A 17,102-nucleotide genomic window follows, 5' to 3' on the forward strand; every position below is an offset into this window, starting at 1 on the left:
AGCAGGCCCGCTCACCTCCCTGCGAGGCGACCGGCCAGGGCTGCCTCAGAAGGACTGAGCGTGGCTGCTGCGCCCTCCAGGAAGTCCCAGTGGGCAGCTGTACCGTCGGGTCTGGTGACGGATCCGGCCCGCAACGCCTTCTCTATACGTTTGCGCACCTGCTCTTCGTTTTCGGGATGCGTCGCGAAGACCACTCGCACAGTCAGGGTTCCGTCGATCCGTTCCGCCCTGGTGTTATGCGGCGCCAGAGGGCATGGCGGCGGATGCTCCAGGCTGCCGCACAACTCCAGCGTCACCGCGGCGCCGGGGGCGTCGTCGTCGGAGTTCCCGCTCACCGCAAGAACCGCCTCGTGAACATAAGGTGCCAGCATTACTGCCCCGATTCTTTCCGGCCGGATAACTCGCCGGCAAGGTTCCGACGCGCTGCTTCCAGCCACAGATCCCGAGCTCGCCGTGTGTGGAAAAGCGGATCAAGCTCCAGCAAGTGACGGACGACGGCGGCCCTCCCGGCAGCGAAGTCGGCGTCACCGATGTGTCCGTATTCTTGGCGGACGGCGCTGACGTACCGGGCATATTCATCGGGTTCTCCGCCCAGAACGGAAAGGTCCGCATCCGACAGAAGTGCGCCGTCGCGGTCTCCCTGCTCCGGGTGGTGGTCAGCTGTCATGCGCACCAGCCGGGCGACTTCCGCTACCTCCGCAGCGGGAAGTCCGGCCTCGTGAAGGCGCTCCTCTGCCAGGACGGCCGAATCCTCCTCGTCCTGGCCCGCTATCCCGTGGTAGACGGCGTCGTGAAACCAGGCAGCCAGGATCACAGTCCGGGGTGGTTCCTCCGGTTCGGTGAGCACATCAAGCGCCTCGAGGGTCGACAGGAGATGGGTGCGACCGTGGTACTTCCGGTGCTCTTCACCCCAGCGGTCCAGCAGATCCAGGAACAGAGCATCATGGCCTGGAAGGACGGTGTTCCAGCGGTTCAGGAGCGGGACTTTGAGGGATTTGTTCCGAAACCGTGCCGGGATGCGGAGGCCGCTGGCAATCAGCTTGCGGACCAGGATACGGGCCTCAACGGGAATGGCGCCCGCGTCTATCAGGGCGTCGTAGCGGGTCTCGGAAACGTCATAGTGGTCGCCGTCGAATGCCCGCGGCGGGATGCCGGCCTTGGCAGTGAAGGCGTGAAGCTCATCAAGGGAGGTGTCCGAAATCAGGTGCGAGAAGAGCGTTCCGTGGGCCGGCCACAGCGGCGGATCCAGGTAGATGGCCATGGAGGAAGTCTAGTGCCGGGGGTTGGCGCGCCTTCCCGCCCAGTTACTGGGCCCGGCTGCGGCGTGTTGCCCGCGACATCCCGGTCCAGGCGCCAACGGGAATCAGGTAACCGGGCGGGAAGGAGCGGACCCAGCTGGACCCGGTTCGGAAGGAAAGAACATTTGCGGAGGAAACGGGGGCAATACTCCGCATTTGAGGATTATGCTGGAGCCATGCCTATGATCCGCATTGCTGAAGCTGCCAGATTCCTAGGCGTCAGCGACGATACCGTCCGGCGCTGGACCGAGAACGGAACGCTAGCCCCGGTGAAGGACCAGTCCGGACGCCTGGCCGTGGATGGACTGGACCTGGCAAGACTCGCCAAGGACCAGTCCCAGCTTCCCGATGACCCCACCAAAGTTGGCAGCTCGGCCCGGAACCGCTTTGTCGGGCTGGTCACCGGCATCACAATGGACAAGGTTATGGCGCAGGTCGAGCTCCAGTGCGGCCCTTTCCGGGTGGTCTCCCTCATGAGCAGCGAAGCCGTCCGGGAACTTGGGCTGGAACTGGGTTCGGTAGCCACGGCGGTGGTCAAAGCCACCACGGTTATTATCGAGACGCCCCAGGGCAAGTCGTGAGGATGAGCGGGCCCACCAAGCGGTTAGTACGGCTTGCGGCGCGACTGACGGTGGCTGGCCTGGCTGCGGCTCTCGTCGCCGGGCTTTCCGGTTGCGGAAACACCAGCGCGTCCGGATCTGAGACCGTCACGGTCTTTGCTGCCGCCTCCCTGAAGGGGAGTTTCACCGAGCTGGCCCGCAGCTTCGAAAGCCGGCATCCCGGCGTCAAGGTGGTCCTCAGTTTCGCGGGCTCCTCTGACCTGGCAACGCAGATCATTCAGGGTGCGCCCGCGGACGTCTTTGCTTCCGCGGACACCCGGAACATGGCCAAAGTAGCAGACGCAGGCCTGGTCAACGGCAGCACCAAGGCCTTCGCGAGCAACACCCTGGCCATCGCCGTGCCGCCTTCCAATCCGGCGTCCATCCGTTCCTTCACAGACCTCGGCAGGCCGGAGGTGAAGGTTGTTGTCTGCGCCCCTCAGGTTCCCTGCGGCGCTGCAGCGTCAGCTGTTGCACAGTCCGCAGGAGTGGAGCTGAAGCCTGTGAGCGAAGAATCGTCGGTCACGGATGTGCTCGGAAAAGTGGCCTCCGGAGAAGCTGACGCCGGCCTTGTCTACGTAACCGACGTCCGGTCCGCGGGAAACAGAGTTCAAAGCATTCCGTTCCCTGAATCATCAGCAGCCGGAATTACCTACCCGATCGCGGCCTTGAAGACTGCGGGAGAGCCGGAACTCGCCGACGATTTCATTGCCATGGTCAACGGCAGCGAAGGCCAGCGGATACTGTCCGCCGCCGGCTTCGGTCCGGCTCAGGGGGACTAGCGCTATGCCGTCCAGAAAGCCGGCCAGCCATCCCGCAGCGTACAGCGGCATACCGTCGTGGATCTATGCAGTGGCCATTGCGGGGGCGCTGCTGGTGATACTGCCGCTCGTGGCGATGCTGGCCAGGGTCAACTGGCCTCAGTTCATCCCCCTGATCACCTCCGAATCCTCTCTCGCTGCGCTTGGCCTCAGTCTCCGGACCTCCGCGGCGAGCACAGTGCTGTGTCTCTTCCTGGGCGTTCCGCTTGCCCTGGTTCTGGCGAGGGGACGCTTTCGGGGCCAGCAGATCCTTCGCGCGTTTGTCCTGTTGCCGCTGGTCCTTCCTCCGGTGGTTGGTGGCATCGCCCTGCTCTACACGTTCGGCCGGCAGGGCCTGCTCGGCGGAACGCTTGAGGTGCTGGGCCTGCAGATTGCCTTCTCGACGACGGCGGTGGTGCTCGCGCAGACCTTTGTGGCCTTGCCGTTCCTGGTGGTGAGCCTTGAGGGGGCCCTCCGTTCCGCGGGCGGCCGGTTCGAAGCGGTGGCCGCCACGCTCGGGGCCCGCCCCACCACCGTGCTTCGCCGCGTGACGCTGCCCCTGGTCCTGCCCGGCCTGGTCTCGGGCGCAGTCCTGTCCTTCGCCCGGAGCCTGGGAGAGTTCGGCGCCACCCTGACCTTCGCCGGGAGCCTGGAGGGGGTGACCAGGACTTTGCCGCTTGAAATCTACCTGCAGCGGGAATCGGATGCCGATTCCGCCGTCGCACTTTCACTGGTCCTTGTTGCAGTTGCCGTCACCGTGGTGGGACTCTCGTACCGCCGTCAGGGTTTCCTTGGCGGGACCGGCAGCACGTCCAAGGAATCCCCGACGGCGGTTGTCACCGGCGGGAGCATCCGGTGACGTTCACCTTCAGCGCCGCAGTCCGCGAGCGGAATTTCGACGTCTCCTTCACCGTAGGACCGGGGGAGACGGTGGCGGTCATGGGACCGAACGGAGCGGGCAAGTCCACGCTGTTGGATCTCATCGCGGGCTTGCTCCATCCCGATTCGGGAAAATCGGTGCTTGGCGACAGGGTCCTTTTTGAGGCCCGCGACGGCGGCCGTAACTGGCTGGCGCCACACCGTCGGGGGACCGCGCTCCTGGCACAGGACCCGCTGCTCTTTCCGCACTTAAGCGCCTTGGAAAATGTCGCCTTCGGTCCACGCAGCAGTGGAGCCAGCCGGACCTCCGCCCGGAACACTGCGCACGAGTGGCTGGACGCCGTCGAAGCAGGAGGCCTGGCTCAAAGGCGGCCGGGTGAACTGTCCGGCGGTCAGGCGCAGCGGGTTGCTGTAGCAAGGGCACTGGCGGCCAGTCCCGAACTGCTGCTGCTGGACGAGCCGCTCGCCGCGCTGGATATCCACGCCGCTCCCTTGCTCCGGCGCCTGTTTAAACATGTACTCGCCGGCCGGAGCGCCATCATCATCACGCACGATGTCCTCGACGCGCTGATGCTGGCTGACCGTGTCATTGTCCTGGAGAACGGCAGGATCACCGAAGAAGGCCCCACGCGCCAGGTGCTCCAACGGCCGCGGAGCAGGTTTGCGGCCGGGCTCGCCGGGCTGAACCTCCTGGCCGGAACCGCCACGGAGGAAGGCATCACCACCGCGGACGGTGTGCACTTTTCAGGCCAGCACGACGACGGCCTGGAGCCCGGGCAGGACGGCGTGGCTGCCTTCCCGCCGTCGGCCGTTTCAGTATTCCTTGGCGAGGCCCACGGCAGCCCGCGGAACTCCATGGCGGTGACCGTAACGGACCTTGAACCCCACGGTGACCAGATCCGCGTGCGTGCCGGGGCCCAGGGTGAGCTGGCGGCCGATGTCACGCCGGCAGCAGTGGCGGACCTCGGGCTGGCGCCGGGGATGAGGGTGTACTTCGTGACCAAGGCAGCAGCAGTTTCTGTCTATCCCGCCTGAGGTGTATCCATTCCCGGGGCCAGGTGTCAGGCGTCGTCCTGGATCGGGTGATGGCTGATCATGGATACCCTGTTGAAGGCGTTCATGGTGATGGCCAGCCACGTCACAACCGAGAACTCCTCATCGCTCAGGTGTTGGCGTGCGGACTCTTCCTCCCGCTCGCGGGCGGCCGCATCAGGGAGTTCCGTAACGGATTCTGCCAGGGCGAGCGCTGCGCTTTCCTGTTCCGTGAAGAGGTCGGTTTCCCGCCAAGCCGAAAGGACTGCGAGCCGCTGGGTGGTCTCGCCTTGCTTCAACGCACTACTCACATGCATGTCGAGGCAAAAGGCGCAGCCGTTCAGCTGGGAGATGCGGACGTACAGCAGTTCGACCAGCATGCGGCTGATTCCAGCCTCCTCGGCGGCCTCCCGTACTTTCAGGCCAACTCCGTTCAGCGCCCGCCAGAGCGGAGGATGCTGCTTGTCGATGAAGACATGTTTTGTAGGGGTATCGTCAGGCGGGCTCTGGTTCATGACTCCCACAATAGGTCAGGCGGGCGGAGGGATAGCGGGCATTTCCATGACGACCCGCGGCCACCTGTTCAGCCCATGCGCAGTCTCTGCTGCCACGACCCCGCGGATGCCTTCAGACCAGCGGTTCTCCGGGACTTCCGTGAAGCCTAGGCGCCTGTAGTAGGGAGCGTTCCACTCAAGGTCCCTGAACGTTGTCAGAGTCAGCCCCTGGAGAACACACTTGGCAGCCCTGCCCGCAGCTTCGATAATCAGGCTTCGGCCAAGGCCTTGACGGGAATGGTCCGGGGGACGGTCACCTGGTCTATGTGCGCCCACCCGTCAAGTTCCTCCAGGATCAGGTACCCAACGGGCAGATCCGACGTGTCTGTGGCCACCAGGATCCGGCCTGCCCGCTGATGGGCAGCCAAGTGGCTGAGTTCCGGGGGAGGATCCTCGGCTATCGCGTCCATCCCGGCCAGCCGGAACATCGCCCCCGCGGCCACTTCGATGTCCTGAAGCCTGGAGAGTTCGTCAGGTCGTGCCGGCCTGATCATATCGCCGCCCTGATCATTGCCCGCCTCAGTCCGCAAGGATGTGATAGAGCGCCCGGCGGGTTTCGTCGATTTTCTCGATGGCCGCATTGCGCTGTTCCTCGGTGGCCGAGAAGCGGAACTGGTGGATAACCCCCATCAGCTTGCCCACGCTCTGATGAAACGCAGGACCGGTTCCCTTGGGGTCGGAGTTCCAGGCGTTTTCCAGTTCCTCGGCGTTCTCTTCCACATACGCCCTGCCCTCGTCAGTGAGCGTGAACTCCGTGCGCCGGCCCTCCCCAACAGGAGTGATGAGTTCCTCATCAACGAGCTGCTGCAGAGTGGGGTACACGGAGCCCGGGCTGGGGCGCCAGGTACCTGAGGTCTTCTCGGCGATCGTCTTGATCAGCCCGTACCCGTTGGATGGTGCTTCGGCGAGGAGGGAGAGGATTGCCGAACGAACGTCCCCCCTGTTGGCCCGCCGTGATCCGCCGGGACCAAAACCGGGGCCGAAGCGAGGCCCAAAGCCGGGACCGAAACCACGGCCCCCCGGGCCGAATCCGCCTGGTCCGAAACCGCCATGTCCATGGGGTCCGCGTCGGCTCCTGTCCCGCCCGAAGCGTCCTAGTACTTGGCCGACTTGTCCTGCTGGCCCGCCCTGTTCAGGGGTTACAAATTTGTTGTCGTGAATGCCTTTCATAACGGCATCGTCCTTCCATCTGGTTTTCTCTTGTCAGAGTATCGCCGATGCTTCGGCGATACTTAACGATATATCGGTAACTATCGCCGGTCAAGAAAAATGTTTTGAGCAGATGATGAAACGCCAACTCGTTGGCAATCAGAGCTGCGGGACCCTGCGCGAAGAGCCGAAGTTCGTGCAAGATGGAGAAATGGACGCCGCTGACGCACTCAATGAGATTGCTTTCTGGCTCGAGCGTGACCTTGCTCCCACGTTCAAAGTGAAGGCATTCAGGAATGCGGCGGAGACCATCCAGGGAATGGGGGAGGACCAGTTGGCTGAGGGGGTCCGGACTGGCCGGCTGCGGAAAATGGGAGGAATCGGGGACAGGACATTCGAGGTCATCAGGCAGGCGCTGGAAGGCCAGGTGCCCGATTACCTGGAGAAGCTTCGCAGCGCGGCCAAGCCCCTTGTCCAGGGCGGCCAAGGGTTGCGGAAAGCCCTTCGTGGCGACCTTCACAGCCATAGTGACTGGTCCGACGGCGGTTCCCCCATTGAGGTTATGGCGGACACGGCGCGGATACTGGGTCACGAATACCTGGCCCTCACGGACCATTCGCCGAATCTCAAAGTTGCCAACGGGCTCACAGCTGAACGCCTCGCGAAACAGCTGGACGTTGTAGCCGTTATTAATGAACAGAGCGGGGGTGAACAGTCCGACGGGTTCCGGCTCCTGACCGGCATCGAAGTGGACATTCTGGAGGATGGCAGCCTGGACCAGGAGGCCGTCATGCTGGACACCCTCGACGTCGTGGTGGCAAGTGTGCACTCGAAGCTCCGCTCGGAGAAAGGCACCATGACCCGGAGAATGCTGGGAGGGATCAGGGATCCCCACACCAATGTCCTTGGCCATTGCACCGGCCGGCTCGTCACCGGCTCCAGGGGCACGCGCCCCGAATCAGAGTTCGACGCCGAAAGGGTGTTTGCAGCGTGCGTGGAGAACGACGTCGCGGTCGAAATCAACTCCCGTCCAGAGCGCCAGGACCCGCCGGACAACCTGATCCAAATTGCCCTCGACGCCGGATGCCTCTTCAGTATCGACAGCGATGCGCATGCCCCCGGTCAGCTCGACTTCCTCCAGTACGGGGCGGAGCGTGCTGTGCTGAATGAGGTGCCGGCCGACAGGATCGTCACCACCTGGCCTCTGGAAAAACTCCTGGAGTGGACGCGGCGGAAACGCTGAAAACGACTGTTCGCCCACGGCAAAAAATGCACCTCGTGAGGTACTAACCGAAAGTTGAGCGTAGTACACTCAACTTAGACCACAACTTCCCGAAAGGAGCCCTCTTTGGACGTCAAATTCACCACCAAGAGCCAGGAGGCTCTTTCGGCAGCAGCCATGAATGCCTCCACGGCAGGAAACCCGCAGGTGGAGCCGGCCCACCTGCTCAAGGCGCTCATGGATCAGCGCGAGGGCGTCGCCGTCGCGCTTTTGCGTGCCACCGGTGCGGACGTCGATGCGGTCAGCGTCCAAGCAAGTTCAGCCATCAAAGCTCTCCCAGCGACTTCCGGATCATCCACGCAGCAGGCACAGCTGTCCCGGCCTGCCCTACAGGCAATCCAGAATGCCAAGAATGAAGCGGACAAGCTTGGAGACACGTACGTTTCCACTGAGATCCTCCTGCTGGGAATATCCGCCGGCAACGACGCTGCAGCGAGACTGCTGCGCGACGCGGGTGCATCCCATGAAGCGCTCCTTGCCGCCTTGCCGGGCCTGCGGGGGGACCGGAAGGTCACCACTGAGAACCCGGAAAACACCTTCCAGTCACTCGAAAAGTACGGCACGGACCTGACAGCCATGGCGCGGGCAGGCAAGCTGGATCCCGTCATCGGGCGCGATTCCGAGATCCGCCGCATCATCCAGGTCCTGAGCCGTCGCACCAAGAACAACCCCGTCATCATCGGTGAGCCTGGCGTTGGCAAGACCGCCGTCGTCGAAGGTCTGGCCCAGCGCATCGTCGCCGGAGACGTCCCGGAAAGCCTCCGCGGCAAAAGCCTGATCGCCTTGGACCTTGCCTCCATGGTGGCCGGGGCCAAGTACCGCGGCGAATTCGAGGAGCGTCTCAAGGCTGTCCTGGAAGAGATCAAGAACTCTGAGGGAGAGATTGTCACCTTCATCGACGAGATCCACACCGTGGTGGGTGCAGGTGCAACTGGCGACAGCTCCATGGACGCCGGCAACATGCTCAAACCCATGCTTGCGCGCGGCGAACTGCGCCTGATCGGTGCCACCACCCTTGACGAGTACCGCGAGAACATCGAGAAGGACCCGGCGCTCGAACGTCGCTTCCAACAGGTCTACGTGGGTGAACCGAGCGTAGATGACACCATCGGAATCCTTCGCGGGCTCAAGGAGCGCTACGAGGCGCACCACAAGGTCGCCATTGCCGACTCCGCCCTTGTCGCTGCTGCCACGTTGTCCCACCGCTACATTTCCGGGCGGCAGCTGCCTGACAAAGCGATCGACCTCGTAGACGAAGCCGCTTCCCGCTTGCGTATGGAAATCGACTCCGCCCCGGAAGAAATCGACCAGCTGCGCCGCCAAGTGGACCGGCTCACCATGGAGGAGTTGGCCCTCACTGGCGAAACGGACGCCGCTTCTGTGGAACGCCTTGCTGCTCTCAGGGCGGACATGGCTGACAAGAAGGAACAGCTCGACGCCCTGAACGCCCGGTGGGAAGCAGAAAAGGCCGGCCTCAACCGCGTGGGCGACCTCAAGGCGAAGCTGGACGAGCTGCGCTCTGCCGCGGACAAGGCCCAGCGTGAAGGTGACCTGGAGACTGCGTCACGCGTGCTTTACGGCGAAATTCCTGCCCTCGAGCGGGAGCTGAACGCCGCCGCCGAGGCCGAGGCTGCCGTAACGGACAAGTCCAATCAGATGGTGGCCGAGGAGGTCACGGCGGATGACATCGCTGAAGTCATCTCCGCTTGGACCGGGATCCCGGCGGGGCGGATGCTCCAGGGTGAAAGTCAGAAGCTGCTGAACATGGAGCAGGTGCTGGGAGCCCGGCTTATCGGTCAAACCAAGGCAGTCGCTGCCGTCTCCGATGCTGTTCGCCGTGCCCGAGCAGGGATCAGCGACCCCAACCGGCCCACAGGTTCGTTCCTGTTCCTGGGACCCACCGGCGTGGGTAAGACGGAACTGGCCAAGGCGCTGGCGGATTTCCTGTTCGACGACGAACGGGCCATGGTCCGGATCGACATGTCCGAGTACTCGGAGAAGCACTCTGTGGCGCGGCTGGTGGGTGCCCCTCCCGGTTACGTGGGCTATGAGGAAGGCGGCCAGCTGACTGAAGCCGTCCGCCGTCGTCCGTATTCCGTGATCCTCCTTGACGAGGTGGAGAAGGCTCACCCTGAGGTCTTCGACATCCTCCTGCAGGTGCTCGACGACGGCCGGCTCACCGACGGCCAGGGGCGCACGGTGGACTTCCGGAATGTGATCCTCGTGCTGACGTCCAACCTGGGCAGCCAGTTCCTGGTGGATCAGACCCTGGATGCCAACGCGAAGCGCAATGCCGTGATGGCTGCGGTGAACGCATCGTTCAAGCCCGAGTTTCTCAACCGGCTTGACGAAGTGGTGCTTTTCGATGCGCTGACCGTGGAGGAGCTTGCGAAAATCGTGGAGCTTCAGGTGAACGAGCTGGCCGCGCGGTTGCACGGGCGGAGGCTGACCCTGGAAGTGACCGACGGTGCTCGTGCCTGGCTGGCGATGTCCGGGTTTGACCCTGCCTACGGCGCCCGGCCATTGCGCCGCCTGGTGCAGCGCGAGATCGGCGACCGGTTGGCCAAGGCGATACTCGCCGGGGAAATCGCCGACGGCGACACGGTCCTGGTGGATACGGCAGCCGACGTCGACGAACTCACGGTTGAGGGCCTGATGTCAGCAGGCGGGAATGACGGCAGGGAACTCGTAGGGAGCGGTCTCTCGGTCCGCCGGAAGGGCTAGGCGCGGCCGGAAGGGCTAGTTGGGTGACGCCGCTCAGGGGAGCAGGTTTTCCTTGATGACATTGCCAGCATCGGCCGTGACGTAGCAGTCCACGCGGCGGTCGCCCGTTTCCCAGCTCGTAGTGCTCGGGAACGCAGTGCGCTGCAGGAGCACGTAGTTTGCCTCGGCGCCATTGAGTTTGGCGCCCTGGCAGACTTCGCGGCCCTTGTTCCTGAGCGCATCTTGTCCGGGGTAGTCATCACCTTCCGGATAGTGATGGACAGCGACGAGTTGCGCCGAGTGCTCCGTATCGCATGCCACCACGGTGGAGGCTGTCGCGTTGGGGTCGAAGTCCTTGAAGCAGTCACCGAGGCGGAAGTCCAACGGGCTCACCCCTTCCCGGGGCAGCGGAAGGGGACTGGCGTCAGCAGTGGCCGTGGGGGTGCCGCCGTCGGAAGCCTGTCCGTTCTGGGAGCCTGTGTTCAAGAACGTCAGCAGGCCCCAGGCCATCAGCCCCAGCAGCAACAGGCCGGTTCCGATGATGCTGCCATTGATGAGGAGTTGCTTGGAACGATCTGACATGGGCTGTCTCGGTTTGCGTTCGGCTGCGATTGGTATGTATTCAACGGATTCACGGGAGCTTGGTCCCGGCGTGAGTACGTCCGCGGCGCTTGGCTCTTTGGCGGGCGGCGGGACGGCCGCCGGTTTCCGTGGCGGAGCGGGAGGGATCACCGCGATGGGAACGGTCGGAGGTTTTGCAGGTTGCGGCGGCACACGTGGAGCGCTTTTGCCCGCGCCGGAGCCGCCCTGATGCGAGTCATCTTTGTTCTGCCCAGCATCTTTTTTATCCACTCCGGAGCTCACCTCTTCCCTGCTATTCCTGATGCGGGATACCGGCGGTGGCCAGCAAATCCGTGCATCCCCCACCCCGACTCTACCCAAGAAACAATCAAGGAAGTGGTCTGCGAAGAGTGTGCTGCGCGAGACACTTGCCACAGGGGCGGTTATCTGGCGCGCAGTTGCTCCAGAAAGCATGTAACCTAGGTGTACGACAAATTGACCAAACATTCCGGGGCCTCACCGATCGCCAAGGTGACCACCTCCGGTCCAAGTACAAAAGGGGGTCACGCCATGGGGCGCGGCCGTCAAAAGGCAAAAGCTACAAAGCAGGCTCGGGACATCAAGTACTACTCCCCGAACACTGACTACACGGCACTTCAGCGCGAGCTGACGGGCCCGGGAAGTCGTGCCACGAGCCATTTCGCGGATGAGCCGGTAGAACCGGACTATTCAGCTTATGTGGATAAGTACGCGGACGATTTGGAAGAAGACGACGACGAGGTAGACACCCGTCGCATCGGCTAGTTGTCACCACTGAACTTGCCGTAAGGCACTCTCAGTAGCGTGCCGCCGTCGTGCCCAGAGTGCGATGCTTCTTTGCGGTACCCCGAATCCATGTACGTATGGACGAGGAGTTCCGACCCTAGTTATCAGGCCCGTTGGCCACGCCGTATGTTGGCGTACCAACGGGCCCTGCTGTTTAACCAATCCGCCTTGCTGGCCTGCGATCCGACTGTTGGTAGGGACCCTTCCCGGCACTAGATTGATTGGGTTACAGAAAGCTGCGAAGGGATGATCATGTCGCGAGTCGAACGCTACCAAGAAGGCGAACCCTGCTGGGCTGACATCCAAACCCCTGACGTGGAGGCAGCCAAGACCTTTTATGCCGCTGTGTTCGGTTGGACCTTTCAGGACCTTCCCACTCCGGATGGCCGAAGCTACGCAAAGGCCTTCATCGGTGAGGACCTGGTCAGTGTGATCGCGCCCCAGAACCCCAGTCAGGAGGCGGCGGGCCAGCCGGCTCAATGGAACGTCTACTTTGCTGCGGATGACGCCCGGAGCCTCGCACACGACGTCATGCATGCCGGCGGCACAGTCCAGTTCGGCCCGGAGGATGTGGACGATACAGGGGTGATGCTGTTTATGGAGGTACCCGGCGGGGGAACAACCGGGGTATGGCAGGCAGGCACGCATACCGGTTCCGCGCTGTACAACGAGCACGGGGCATTCGCTTGGGCCGAGCTGCTGACGCCTGAGCCGCAGGCCGCCGTCGCGTTCTTCCAGCACCTCTTTGGCCATGACGTCACCGAATATGCCCAGGACGACGGCGGCACGTATATTACGTTGACGGTGGACGGCGCCGAGGTGGCTGGGATAGCACCTGCGCGAAGTGTTGAAGGCGAGGAAACGGCCAAGGCTTCACCGGCCGGCCTCGGTTGGCAGGTGTACTTCGGTGTATCGAGTGCTTCTGAGGCCGTCCTGGCAGCTGCGGCCGCGGGAGCGGAAGTTCTGGTGGAGCCGGAGTTCACTGAAGATGCGGGAACCCTCGTGGCAACACTGAAGGATCCGCAGGGCGGCGTCTTCAGTGTCGTGGAGACTGAGACCTCTCCTTAAACACCATTGAGAACTATCAGGCGTAGGCGTTGACCAGGCGGACCGCGCCGCCGTCAACACCCTTGGCACCCTGGACGTAGTCCGGTCCGGTCTTGAGGATGGAGTCCGAGTCCTGTTCCACGGTGCCCATGATCCACGAGGGCAGGCCGCGGTCATTGAGGCGGTTCACCGCGGCGTCGGCGGCTTCCGGAGACACGATGGCCACCATGCCCACGCCCAGGTTCAGCGTGCGCTCAAGGTCGGCGAGAGGCACGTTGCCGAGCTCGGAGACCAGCTTGAAGATGGCGGGCAGCTCCCAGGTGGCCCGGTCCACTGTTGCCACGAGACCCTGGGGGAGGACGCGGGCGAGGTTTGCCGCGAGGCCCCCGCCGGTGACGTGGCTGAAGCCGTGCACAGCGCCGCTGGCGGCAGACGGAGTACCTACCGGGAATGTGCGGGCGAGGTCCAGGCAATCTGCGGCGTAGACGCGTGTGGGTTCCAGGAGTTCTTCGCCAAGGGTGCGTCCCAGCTCGGAAACCTGCCGGTCAAGGGCCCAGCCGGCGTGGTTGATGACCCGGCGGACCAGGGAGTAGCCGTTGGAGTGCAGCCCGGAAGAGGCCATGCCGATCACAACGTCTCCCGCACGGACGCGGTCCGGGCCGAGGAGGGAATCGGCTTCGACAACACCGGTGGCCGCACCGGCAACGTCGTACTCGTGCTCGCCCAAGAGCCCCGGGTGCTCGGCCGTTTCGCCGCCCACCAACGCGGTACCGGCTACGGAGCAGGCTGCGGCGATCCCGCGGACGATGTCGGCGATGCGTTCGGGCACAACCTTGCCGCACGCAATGTAGTCAGTCATGAACAACGGCTCGGCGCCCACCACCACGATGTCGTCCACCACCATGCCCACGAGGTCGTAGCCGATGGTGTCGTGGATGTCCATCGCCTGGGCAATGGCAACCTTGGTGCCGACGCCGTCCGTGGAAGTCGCCAGCAACGGACGCTTGTAGGTCAGCAATCGGGAGACATCGTAAAGGCCGGCAAAGCCGCCCACTCCACCAAGCACTGAGGAATTGTGGGTCGCCTTGACGGCGCCCTTCATCAGCTCGACGGCGCGGTCGCCCGCCTCGACGTCGACGCCGGCAGAGGCGTAGGTGATTCCGGCGCTGTTGGCTCCGGCGGCTGGGGAAGCGGAAGTCATACTGGCTCTTTCTTGTCAGAGTCGATCAGGCGATCAGCGTCAGTCAGCAGGTTTTCAAATTCGGAGTCCGGTCCGGGATCGCAGCCGGTAGCGCCCGCCTTCTCCGCGGGGTCCTCGTCAGCGGGGACCTCATCAGAGGGACTGCCAGAGGCTGAGGCTCCGCTGGCCGGGATGCCGCCGAGGTCGGTGCGCTCCAGAAGGTTCTTGCCGAGCTTGTCCGCTCCGGGGAGCTCGATGGGGTATTTGCCCGTAAAGCAGGCCGTGCACAGACGTTCGCGTGGCTGCTGCGTGGCGCCGATCATGCCGTCTTCGGAGATGTAGGCCAGGGAGTCGGCGCCGATGGCCTGGGTGATCTCATCCACGGTGGCACCGTTGGCAATGAGCTCGGCCCGGGAGGCGAAGTCGATGCCGTAGAAGCAGGGCCATTTGACCGGCGGCGAGGAAATCTTGACGTGGACGCTGGCGGCGCCGGCTTCGCGAAGCATCCGGACGATGGCCCGTTGGGTGTTGCCGCGAACGATGGAGTCGTCCACTACAACAACACGCTTGCCGCGGATGACGGATTCCAGGGCATTGAGTTTGAGCCTGATGCCCAGTTGGCGCAGCGTCTGGGACGGCTGGATGAATGTACGGCCAACATAGGAGTTCTTGACGAACCCATGCGCGAAGGGGATGCCGGATTCTTCGGCGTACCCTACAGCCGCCGGCGTTCCTGATTCCGGGACCGGGATGACGAGGTCGGCTTCCTGGGTGTTTTCCCGGGCGAGCTGGCGCCCCATTTCCACACGGGATTCGTACACGGAACGCCCTGCGATGGAGGCGTCAGGGCGGGCAAGGTAGACGTACTCGAAAACGCAACCGGCCGGCGTCGCCTCGGCAAAGCGCTGGGACCGGACACCCTCTTCGTCGATGGCGATGAATTCGCCGGGTTCAATTTCGCGGATGAAGCTCGCGCCCACGGTGGCAAGCGCGGATTGCTCGGAGGCGACAACCCAGCCGCGTTCCAGCCTGCCGAGGCAAAGGGGGCGGATACCGTAGGTGTCGCGTGCCGCGTACAGGGTTCCTTCGTCCATAAAGACGAAGCAGAATCCACCCTTGATCTTTGGCAGGAGCTCGATGGCGGTCTGTTCGAGGGACTTGCCAGGCTCACCTTCGAGGAGCGCCGTGACAAGGGCGGTGTCAGAGGTGTTTCCCTGCTTCATTTCGCCGCTGAGCTGGCCGCCGTTGCGTCCCATGATCATGGCTTTGAGTTCGGCGGTGTTGGTGAGGTTGCCGTTGTGTGCCAGAGCAACGGTGCCTGTTGAGGTTGCGCCGAGGGTGGGCTGGGCGTTGGCCCAGTGGCTTGCGCCGGTGGTGGAGTAGCGGCAGTGGCCTACAGCAAGGTGCCCGGTCAGGGTGTTCAGCGTCGTCTCGTCAAAGACCTGGGATACCAGGCCCATGTCCTTGTAGACATTGATCCGCTTGCCGTCGGACGTGGCTATGCCAGCCGACTCCTGACCGCGGTGCTGCAATGCATACAGCCCGTAGTAGGTGAGTTTTGCTACTTCTTCACCTGGTGCCCAGACCCCGAAGACGCCACATGCGTCCTGAGGGCCTTTTTCGCCAGGGAGAAGATCATGAGAAAGTTTTCCGTCGCCGCGTGCCACTGGTCGATTATCTCACGCCATACGCTATGACTTTTCCGGCAGGGCGTTTATGACTGCGGAGAAGGACGGCCGTTTGCGCCCGGCTCGGTGTTGGTGCCTGTGGCAGGGCCCGCGTCCGCTTCCGTTTCGGGAACGGATTCGACGACGGCGTGCTCGGCGCGTCGGACACTCAAACGGTCCAGCACAAGGGCCGCAGCGGCGCCCAGGAGGGCTCCACCCGCGGCGAACAGGATCATGAAGAAACCAAAGACCGAGCCGGGGTCGTAGCTGGCGCTCCCTGGCACGGCGAAGGCGACGACGGCTGCCACCGCAATACCCACGAGGCCTCCCAATATGAGGAAAGGCACATACCTCGGAGCCCTGCGAACAGTGATGTCCCGGCGTTCTGTCTCAGCCGGCTGTGGGTTGTTGCCTGCAGCGGCGGGGTTTTCTTCGAAAGCCATGCCATCAAGCCTACTGTGCGGGTTGTCCTGTAGTGAATGCGGGTAGCAATCGACAGGCTTACCGGGGCTGCTTACGATTAATTCCGGGAGGAGGCCGATGAAAGCATATGAATCACTCCCGCCTAAAGCGCGAAGGCTCGCGAAGTGGGGGTCCATTGGATTGGTGTTGGCCGTAGGGCTCGGCTTGGTGCTGATGACGTTCCTGGAATTCTGGACAGCGTTCTTCATCGCCCTCGGACTGTATCTGGCGCTTTTTGGCCCGCTCAATGCGGCCGCCAGAAAGGAACACCTTCAGATGCTGCGGGATCGAAACCGGGCCTGAGAGGTCATCTCAAGCTCAACCCCGGGTCAGGTTGCCGGAACTGTACATAGAAAATAAGTACGCTTACTATTGCATACCAAAGGATGACACCTGCTTGTCCTAGCAGCCACTCCGGGGCTCATTGGTCCCGGCCAGATCGTTGAAGGGAGACCTGGCATGGCTACCGATTATGACGCACCCCGGAAGTCTGAAGCAGACGTGGTTCCGGAATCGCTCGACGAGCTTCAAGCCGTTCCGGGTGCAGTACGGACACGGGATGCCGACATCGATGAAGCTGAGACTGCAGAAGGCGTCGAGCTGCCCGGCGCGGATCTCTCGGGACTAGAACTCACAGTCGAGATCATCCCGCCCCAAAAGGATGAGTTTGTCTGCTCGTCGTGTTTCCTGGTCCGCCACAGATCCCAAGCAGCCCGCCAGTCCAACGGCATGACCTTTTGCAGCGAGTGTGAAGGGTAGAACAGCTATGGGTGAAGACCGGGAACAGCATCGCGACGACGATTTCTACCGGACCGGAGTCAACGACCATGCCTGGGAACGGGAGCATCGCACCCCGACCACCGGGCAGCTGCGGGCGATCGGTCACCGGCGTCGTGACGCGGAAGCAAAACTGGAGCAACACCTCCAGGAAGCACGCCACAAAAATGAGGAAGAGCCTGACGTAAAAGGCGAGGACGATAGCGGGCAGCCGCCGTCGGACAAGCACTAAGAAAAAATTCAAGGATGGCCCATCCGTTGTGCCGTCGCTCCCGAATACCAGCTAG

At 63.3% G+C, this 17,102-nt stretch carries 20 protein-coding genes; 11 read left to right on the plus strand and 9 right to left on the minus strand.

Annotated features, from left to right (window positions below; all coding sequences use genetic code 11):
• Positions 1-11: 11 nt before the first annotated feature.
• Positions 12-371 carry a hypothetical protein gene (locus M1E05_RS03100; protein ID WP_458112230.1) on the minus strand — a complete coding sequence of 120 codons (360 nt, stop codon included), beginning with the start codon at positions 369-371 and terminating at the stop codon, positions 12-14.
• Positions 371-1,261: a DUF4031 domain-containing protein gene (locus M1E05_RS03105; RefSeq protein ID WP_461164393.1), complete on the minus strand. Its 891-nt coding sequence runs from the start codon at positions 1,259-1,261 to the stop codon at positions 371-373. The genes M1E05_RS03100 and M1E05_RS03105 overlap by 1 nt, the downstream gene beginning before the upstream one ends.
• Before the next feature lie 213 nt (positions 1,262-1,474).
• Between M1E05_RS03105 and M1E05_RS03110 the strand changes: the two genes are divergently transcribed.
• The 4 genes from M1E05_RS03110 to M1E05_RS03125 are packed head-to-tail and all read left to right on the plus strand — an operon-like array spanning position 1,475 to position 4,611.
• Complete coding sequence (locus M1E05_RS03110; RefSeq protein ID WP_458112228.1) at positions 1,475-1,879, plus strand: TOBE domain-containing protein; 405 nt, start codon at positions 1,475-1,477, stop codon at positions 1,877-1,879.
• A gap of 2 nt (positions 1,880-1,881) precedes the next feature.
• Positions 1,882-2,679 carry a molybdate ABC transporter substrate-binding protein gene (gene modA / locus M1E05_RS03115; protein WP_461164394.1) on the plus strand — a complete coding sequence of 266 codons (798 nt, stop codon included), beginning with the start codon at positions 1,882-1,884 and terminating at the stop codon, positions 2,677-2,679.
• A gap of 4 nt (positions 2,680-2,683) precedes the next feature.
• On the plus strand, positions 2,684-3,556 hold the full coding sequence (locus M1E05_RS03120; RefSeq protein WP_461164395.1) for an ABC transporter permease: 873 nt from the start codon (positions 2,684-2,686) through the stop codon (positions 3,554-3,556).
• Entirely contained in the window at positions 3,553-4,611 is a 1,059-nt protein-coding gene (locus M1E05_RS03125) for a sulfate/molybdate ABC transporter ATP-binding protein (RefSeq protein WP_461164396.1), read from the plus strand. Before M1E05_RS03120 ends, M1E05_RS03125 begins: the two co-directional genes overlap by 4 nt.
• Positions 4,612-4,637: 26 nt before the next feature.
• Here the strand turns inward: M1E05_RS03125 and M1E05_RS03130 are convergent, their stop codons facing one another.
• The 3 genes from M1E05_RS03130 to M1E05_RS03140 all read right to left on the minus strand — a co-directional run bounded on the left by M1E05_RS03130 (position 4,638) and on the right by M1E05_RS03140 (position 6,332).
• On the minus strand, positions 4,638-5,123 hold the full coding sequence (locus M1E05_RS03130; protein ID WP_461164397.1) for a carboxymuconolactone decarboxylase family protein: 486 nt from the start codon (positions 5,121-5,123) through the stop codon (positions 4,638-4,640).
• Positions 5,124-5,371: 248 nt separating this feature from the next.
• Positions 5,372-5,656: a hypothetical protein gene (locus M1E05_RS03135; RefSeq protein ID WP_461164398.1), complete on the minus strand. Its 285-nt coding sequence runs from the start codon at positions 5,654-5,656 to the stop codon at positions 5,372-5,374.
• Between the two features lie 25 nt (positions 5,657-5,681).
• Positions 5,682-6,332: a PadR family transcriptional regulator gene (locus tag M1E05_RS03140; protein WP_461164399.1), complete on the minus strand. Its 651-nt coding sequence runs from the start codon at positions 6,330-6,332 to the stop codon at positions 5,682-5,684.
• A gap of 190 nt (positions 6,333-6,522) precedes the next feature.
• On the opposite strand from M1E05_RS03140, the gene M1E05_RS03145 reads away from it, so the two are divergent.
• Both M1E05_RS03145 and clpB read left to right on the plus strand, forming a co-directional pair.
• Positions 6,523-7,554 (plus strand): PHP domain-containing protein, encoded by a 1,032-nt coding sequence (locus tag M1E05_RS03145; protein ID WP_458112221.1) that lies wholly within the window; start codon positions 6,523-6,525, stop codon positions 7,552-7,554.
• Positions 7,555-7,659: 105 nt separating this feature from the next.
• Complete coding sequence (gene clpB, locus M1E05_RS03150) at positions 7,660-10,317, plus strand: ATP-dependent chaperone ClpB (RefSeq protein WP_461164400.1); 2,658 nt, start codon at positions 7,660-7,662, stop codon at positions 10,315-10,317.
• Positions 10,318-10,350: 33 nt separating this feature from the next.
• Here clpB and M1E05_RS03155 read toward each other — a convergent pair whose 3' ends face one another.
• Positions 10,351-10,878 carry a septum formation family protein gene (locus tag M1E05_RS03155; protein ID WP_458112219.1) on the minus strand — a complete coding sequence of 176 codons (528 nt, stop codon included), beginning with the start codon at positions 10,876-10,878 and terminating at the stop codon, positions 10,351-10,353.
• A gap of 549 nt (positions 10,879-11,427) precedes the next feature.
• On the opposite strand from M1E05_RS03155, the gene M1E05_RS03160 reads away from it, so the two are divergent.
• Both M1E05_RS03160 and M1E05_RS03165 read left to right on the plus strand, forming a co-directional pair.
• Positions 11,428-11,661, plus strand: a complete 234-nt coding sequence (locus M1E05_RS03160) for a DUF3073 domain-containing protein (RefSeq protein ID WP_458114571.1) — start codon at positions 11,428-11,430, stop codon at positions 11,659-11,661.
• 273 nt (positions 11,662-11,934) lie between these two features.
• The gene (locus tag M1E05_RS03165) at positions 11,935-12,750 is read left to right on the plus strand and encodes a VOC family protein (protein WP_461164401.1); all 816 of its coding nucleotides are present in this window, start codon (positions 11,935-11,937) and stop codon (positions 12,748-12,750) included.
• Between the two features lie 16 nt (positions 12,751-12,766).
• Here M1E05_RS03165 and purM read toward each other — a convergent pair whose 3' ends face one another.
• From purM to M1E05_RS03180, 3 genes are read right to left on the minus strand one after another with little or no spacing between them, the layout of a single operon-like run.
• Positions 12,767-13,930: a phosphoribosylformylglycinamidine cyclo-ligase gene (gene purM, locus M1E05_RS03170; protein ID WP_458112217.1), complete on the minus strand. Its 1,164-nt coding sequence runs from the start codon at positions 13,928-13,930 to the stop codon at positions 12,767-12,769.
• Positions 13,927-15,576 carry an amidophosphoribosyltransferase gene (gene purF / locus M1E05_RS03175; protein ID WP_458112216.1) on the minus strand — a complete coding sequence of 550 codons (1,650 nt, stop codon included), beginning with the start codon at positions 15,574-15,576 and terminating at the stop codon, positions 13,927-13,929. The genes purM and purF overlap by 4 nt, the downstream gene beginning before the upstream one ends.
• A 47-nt stretch (positions 15,577-15,623) precedes the next feature.
• Complete coding sequence (locus M1E05_RS03180) at positions 15,624-16,019, minus strand: hypothetical protein (RefSeq protein ID WP_458112215.1); 396 nt, start codon at positions 16,017-16,019, stop codon at positions 15,624-15,626.
• A 97-nt stretch (positions 16,020-16,116) separates the two neighbouring features.
• On the opposite strand from M1E05_RS03180, the gene M1E05_RS03185 reads away from it, so the two are divergent.
• The 3 genes from M1E05_RS03185 (at position 16,117) to M1E05_RS03195 (ending at position 17,047) form a co-directional block, all read left to right on the plus strand.
• Positions 16,117-16,341 carry a hypothetical protein gene (locus tag M1E05_RS03185; protein ID WP_458112214.1) on the plus strand — a complete coding sequence of 75 codons (225 nt, stop codon included), beginning with the start codon at positions 16,117-16,119 and terminating at the stop codon, positions 16,339-16,341.
• A 156-nt stretch (positions 16,342-16,497) separates the two neighbouring features.
• Positions 16,498-16,797, plus strand: coding sequence for a DUF4193 domain-containing protein (locus M1E05_RS03190; protein WP_461164402.1), 300 nt, complete (start codon positions 16,498-16,500; stop codon positions 16,795-16,797).
• 7 nt (positions 16,798-16,804) lie between these two features.
• Positions 16,805-17,047 (plus strand): hypothetical protein, encoded by a 243-nt coding sequence (locus M1E05_RS03195; RefSeq protein WP_461164403.1) that lies wholly within the window; start codon positions 16,805-16,807, stop codon positions 17,045-17,047.
• Positions 17,048-17,102: the final 55 nt, after the last annotated feature.

The organism is Arthrobacter sp. R4-81, assembly GCF_054792365.1.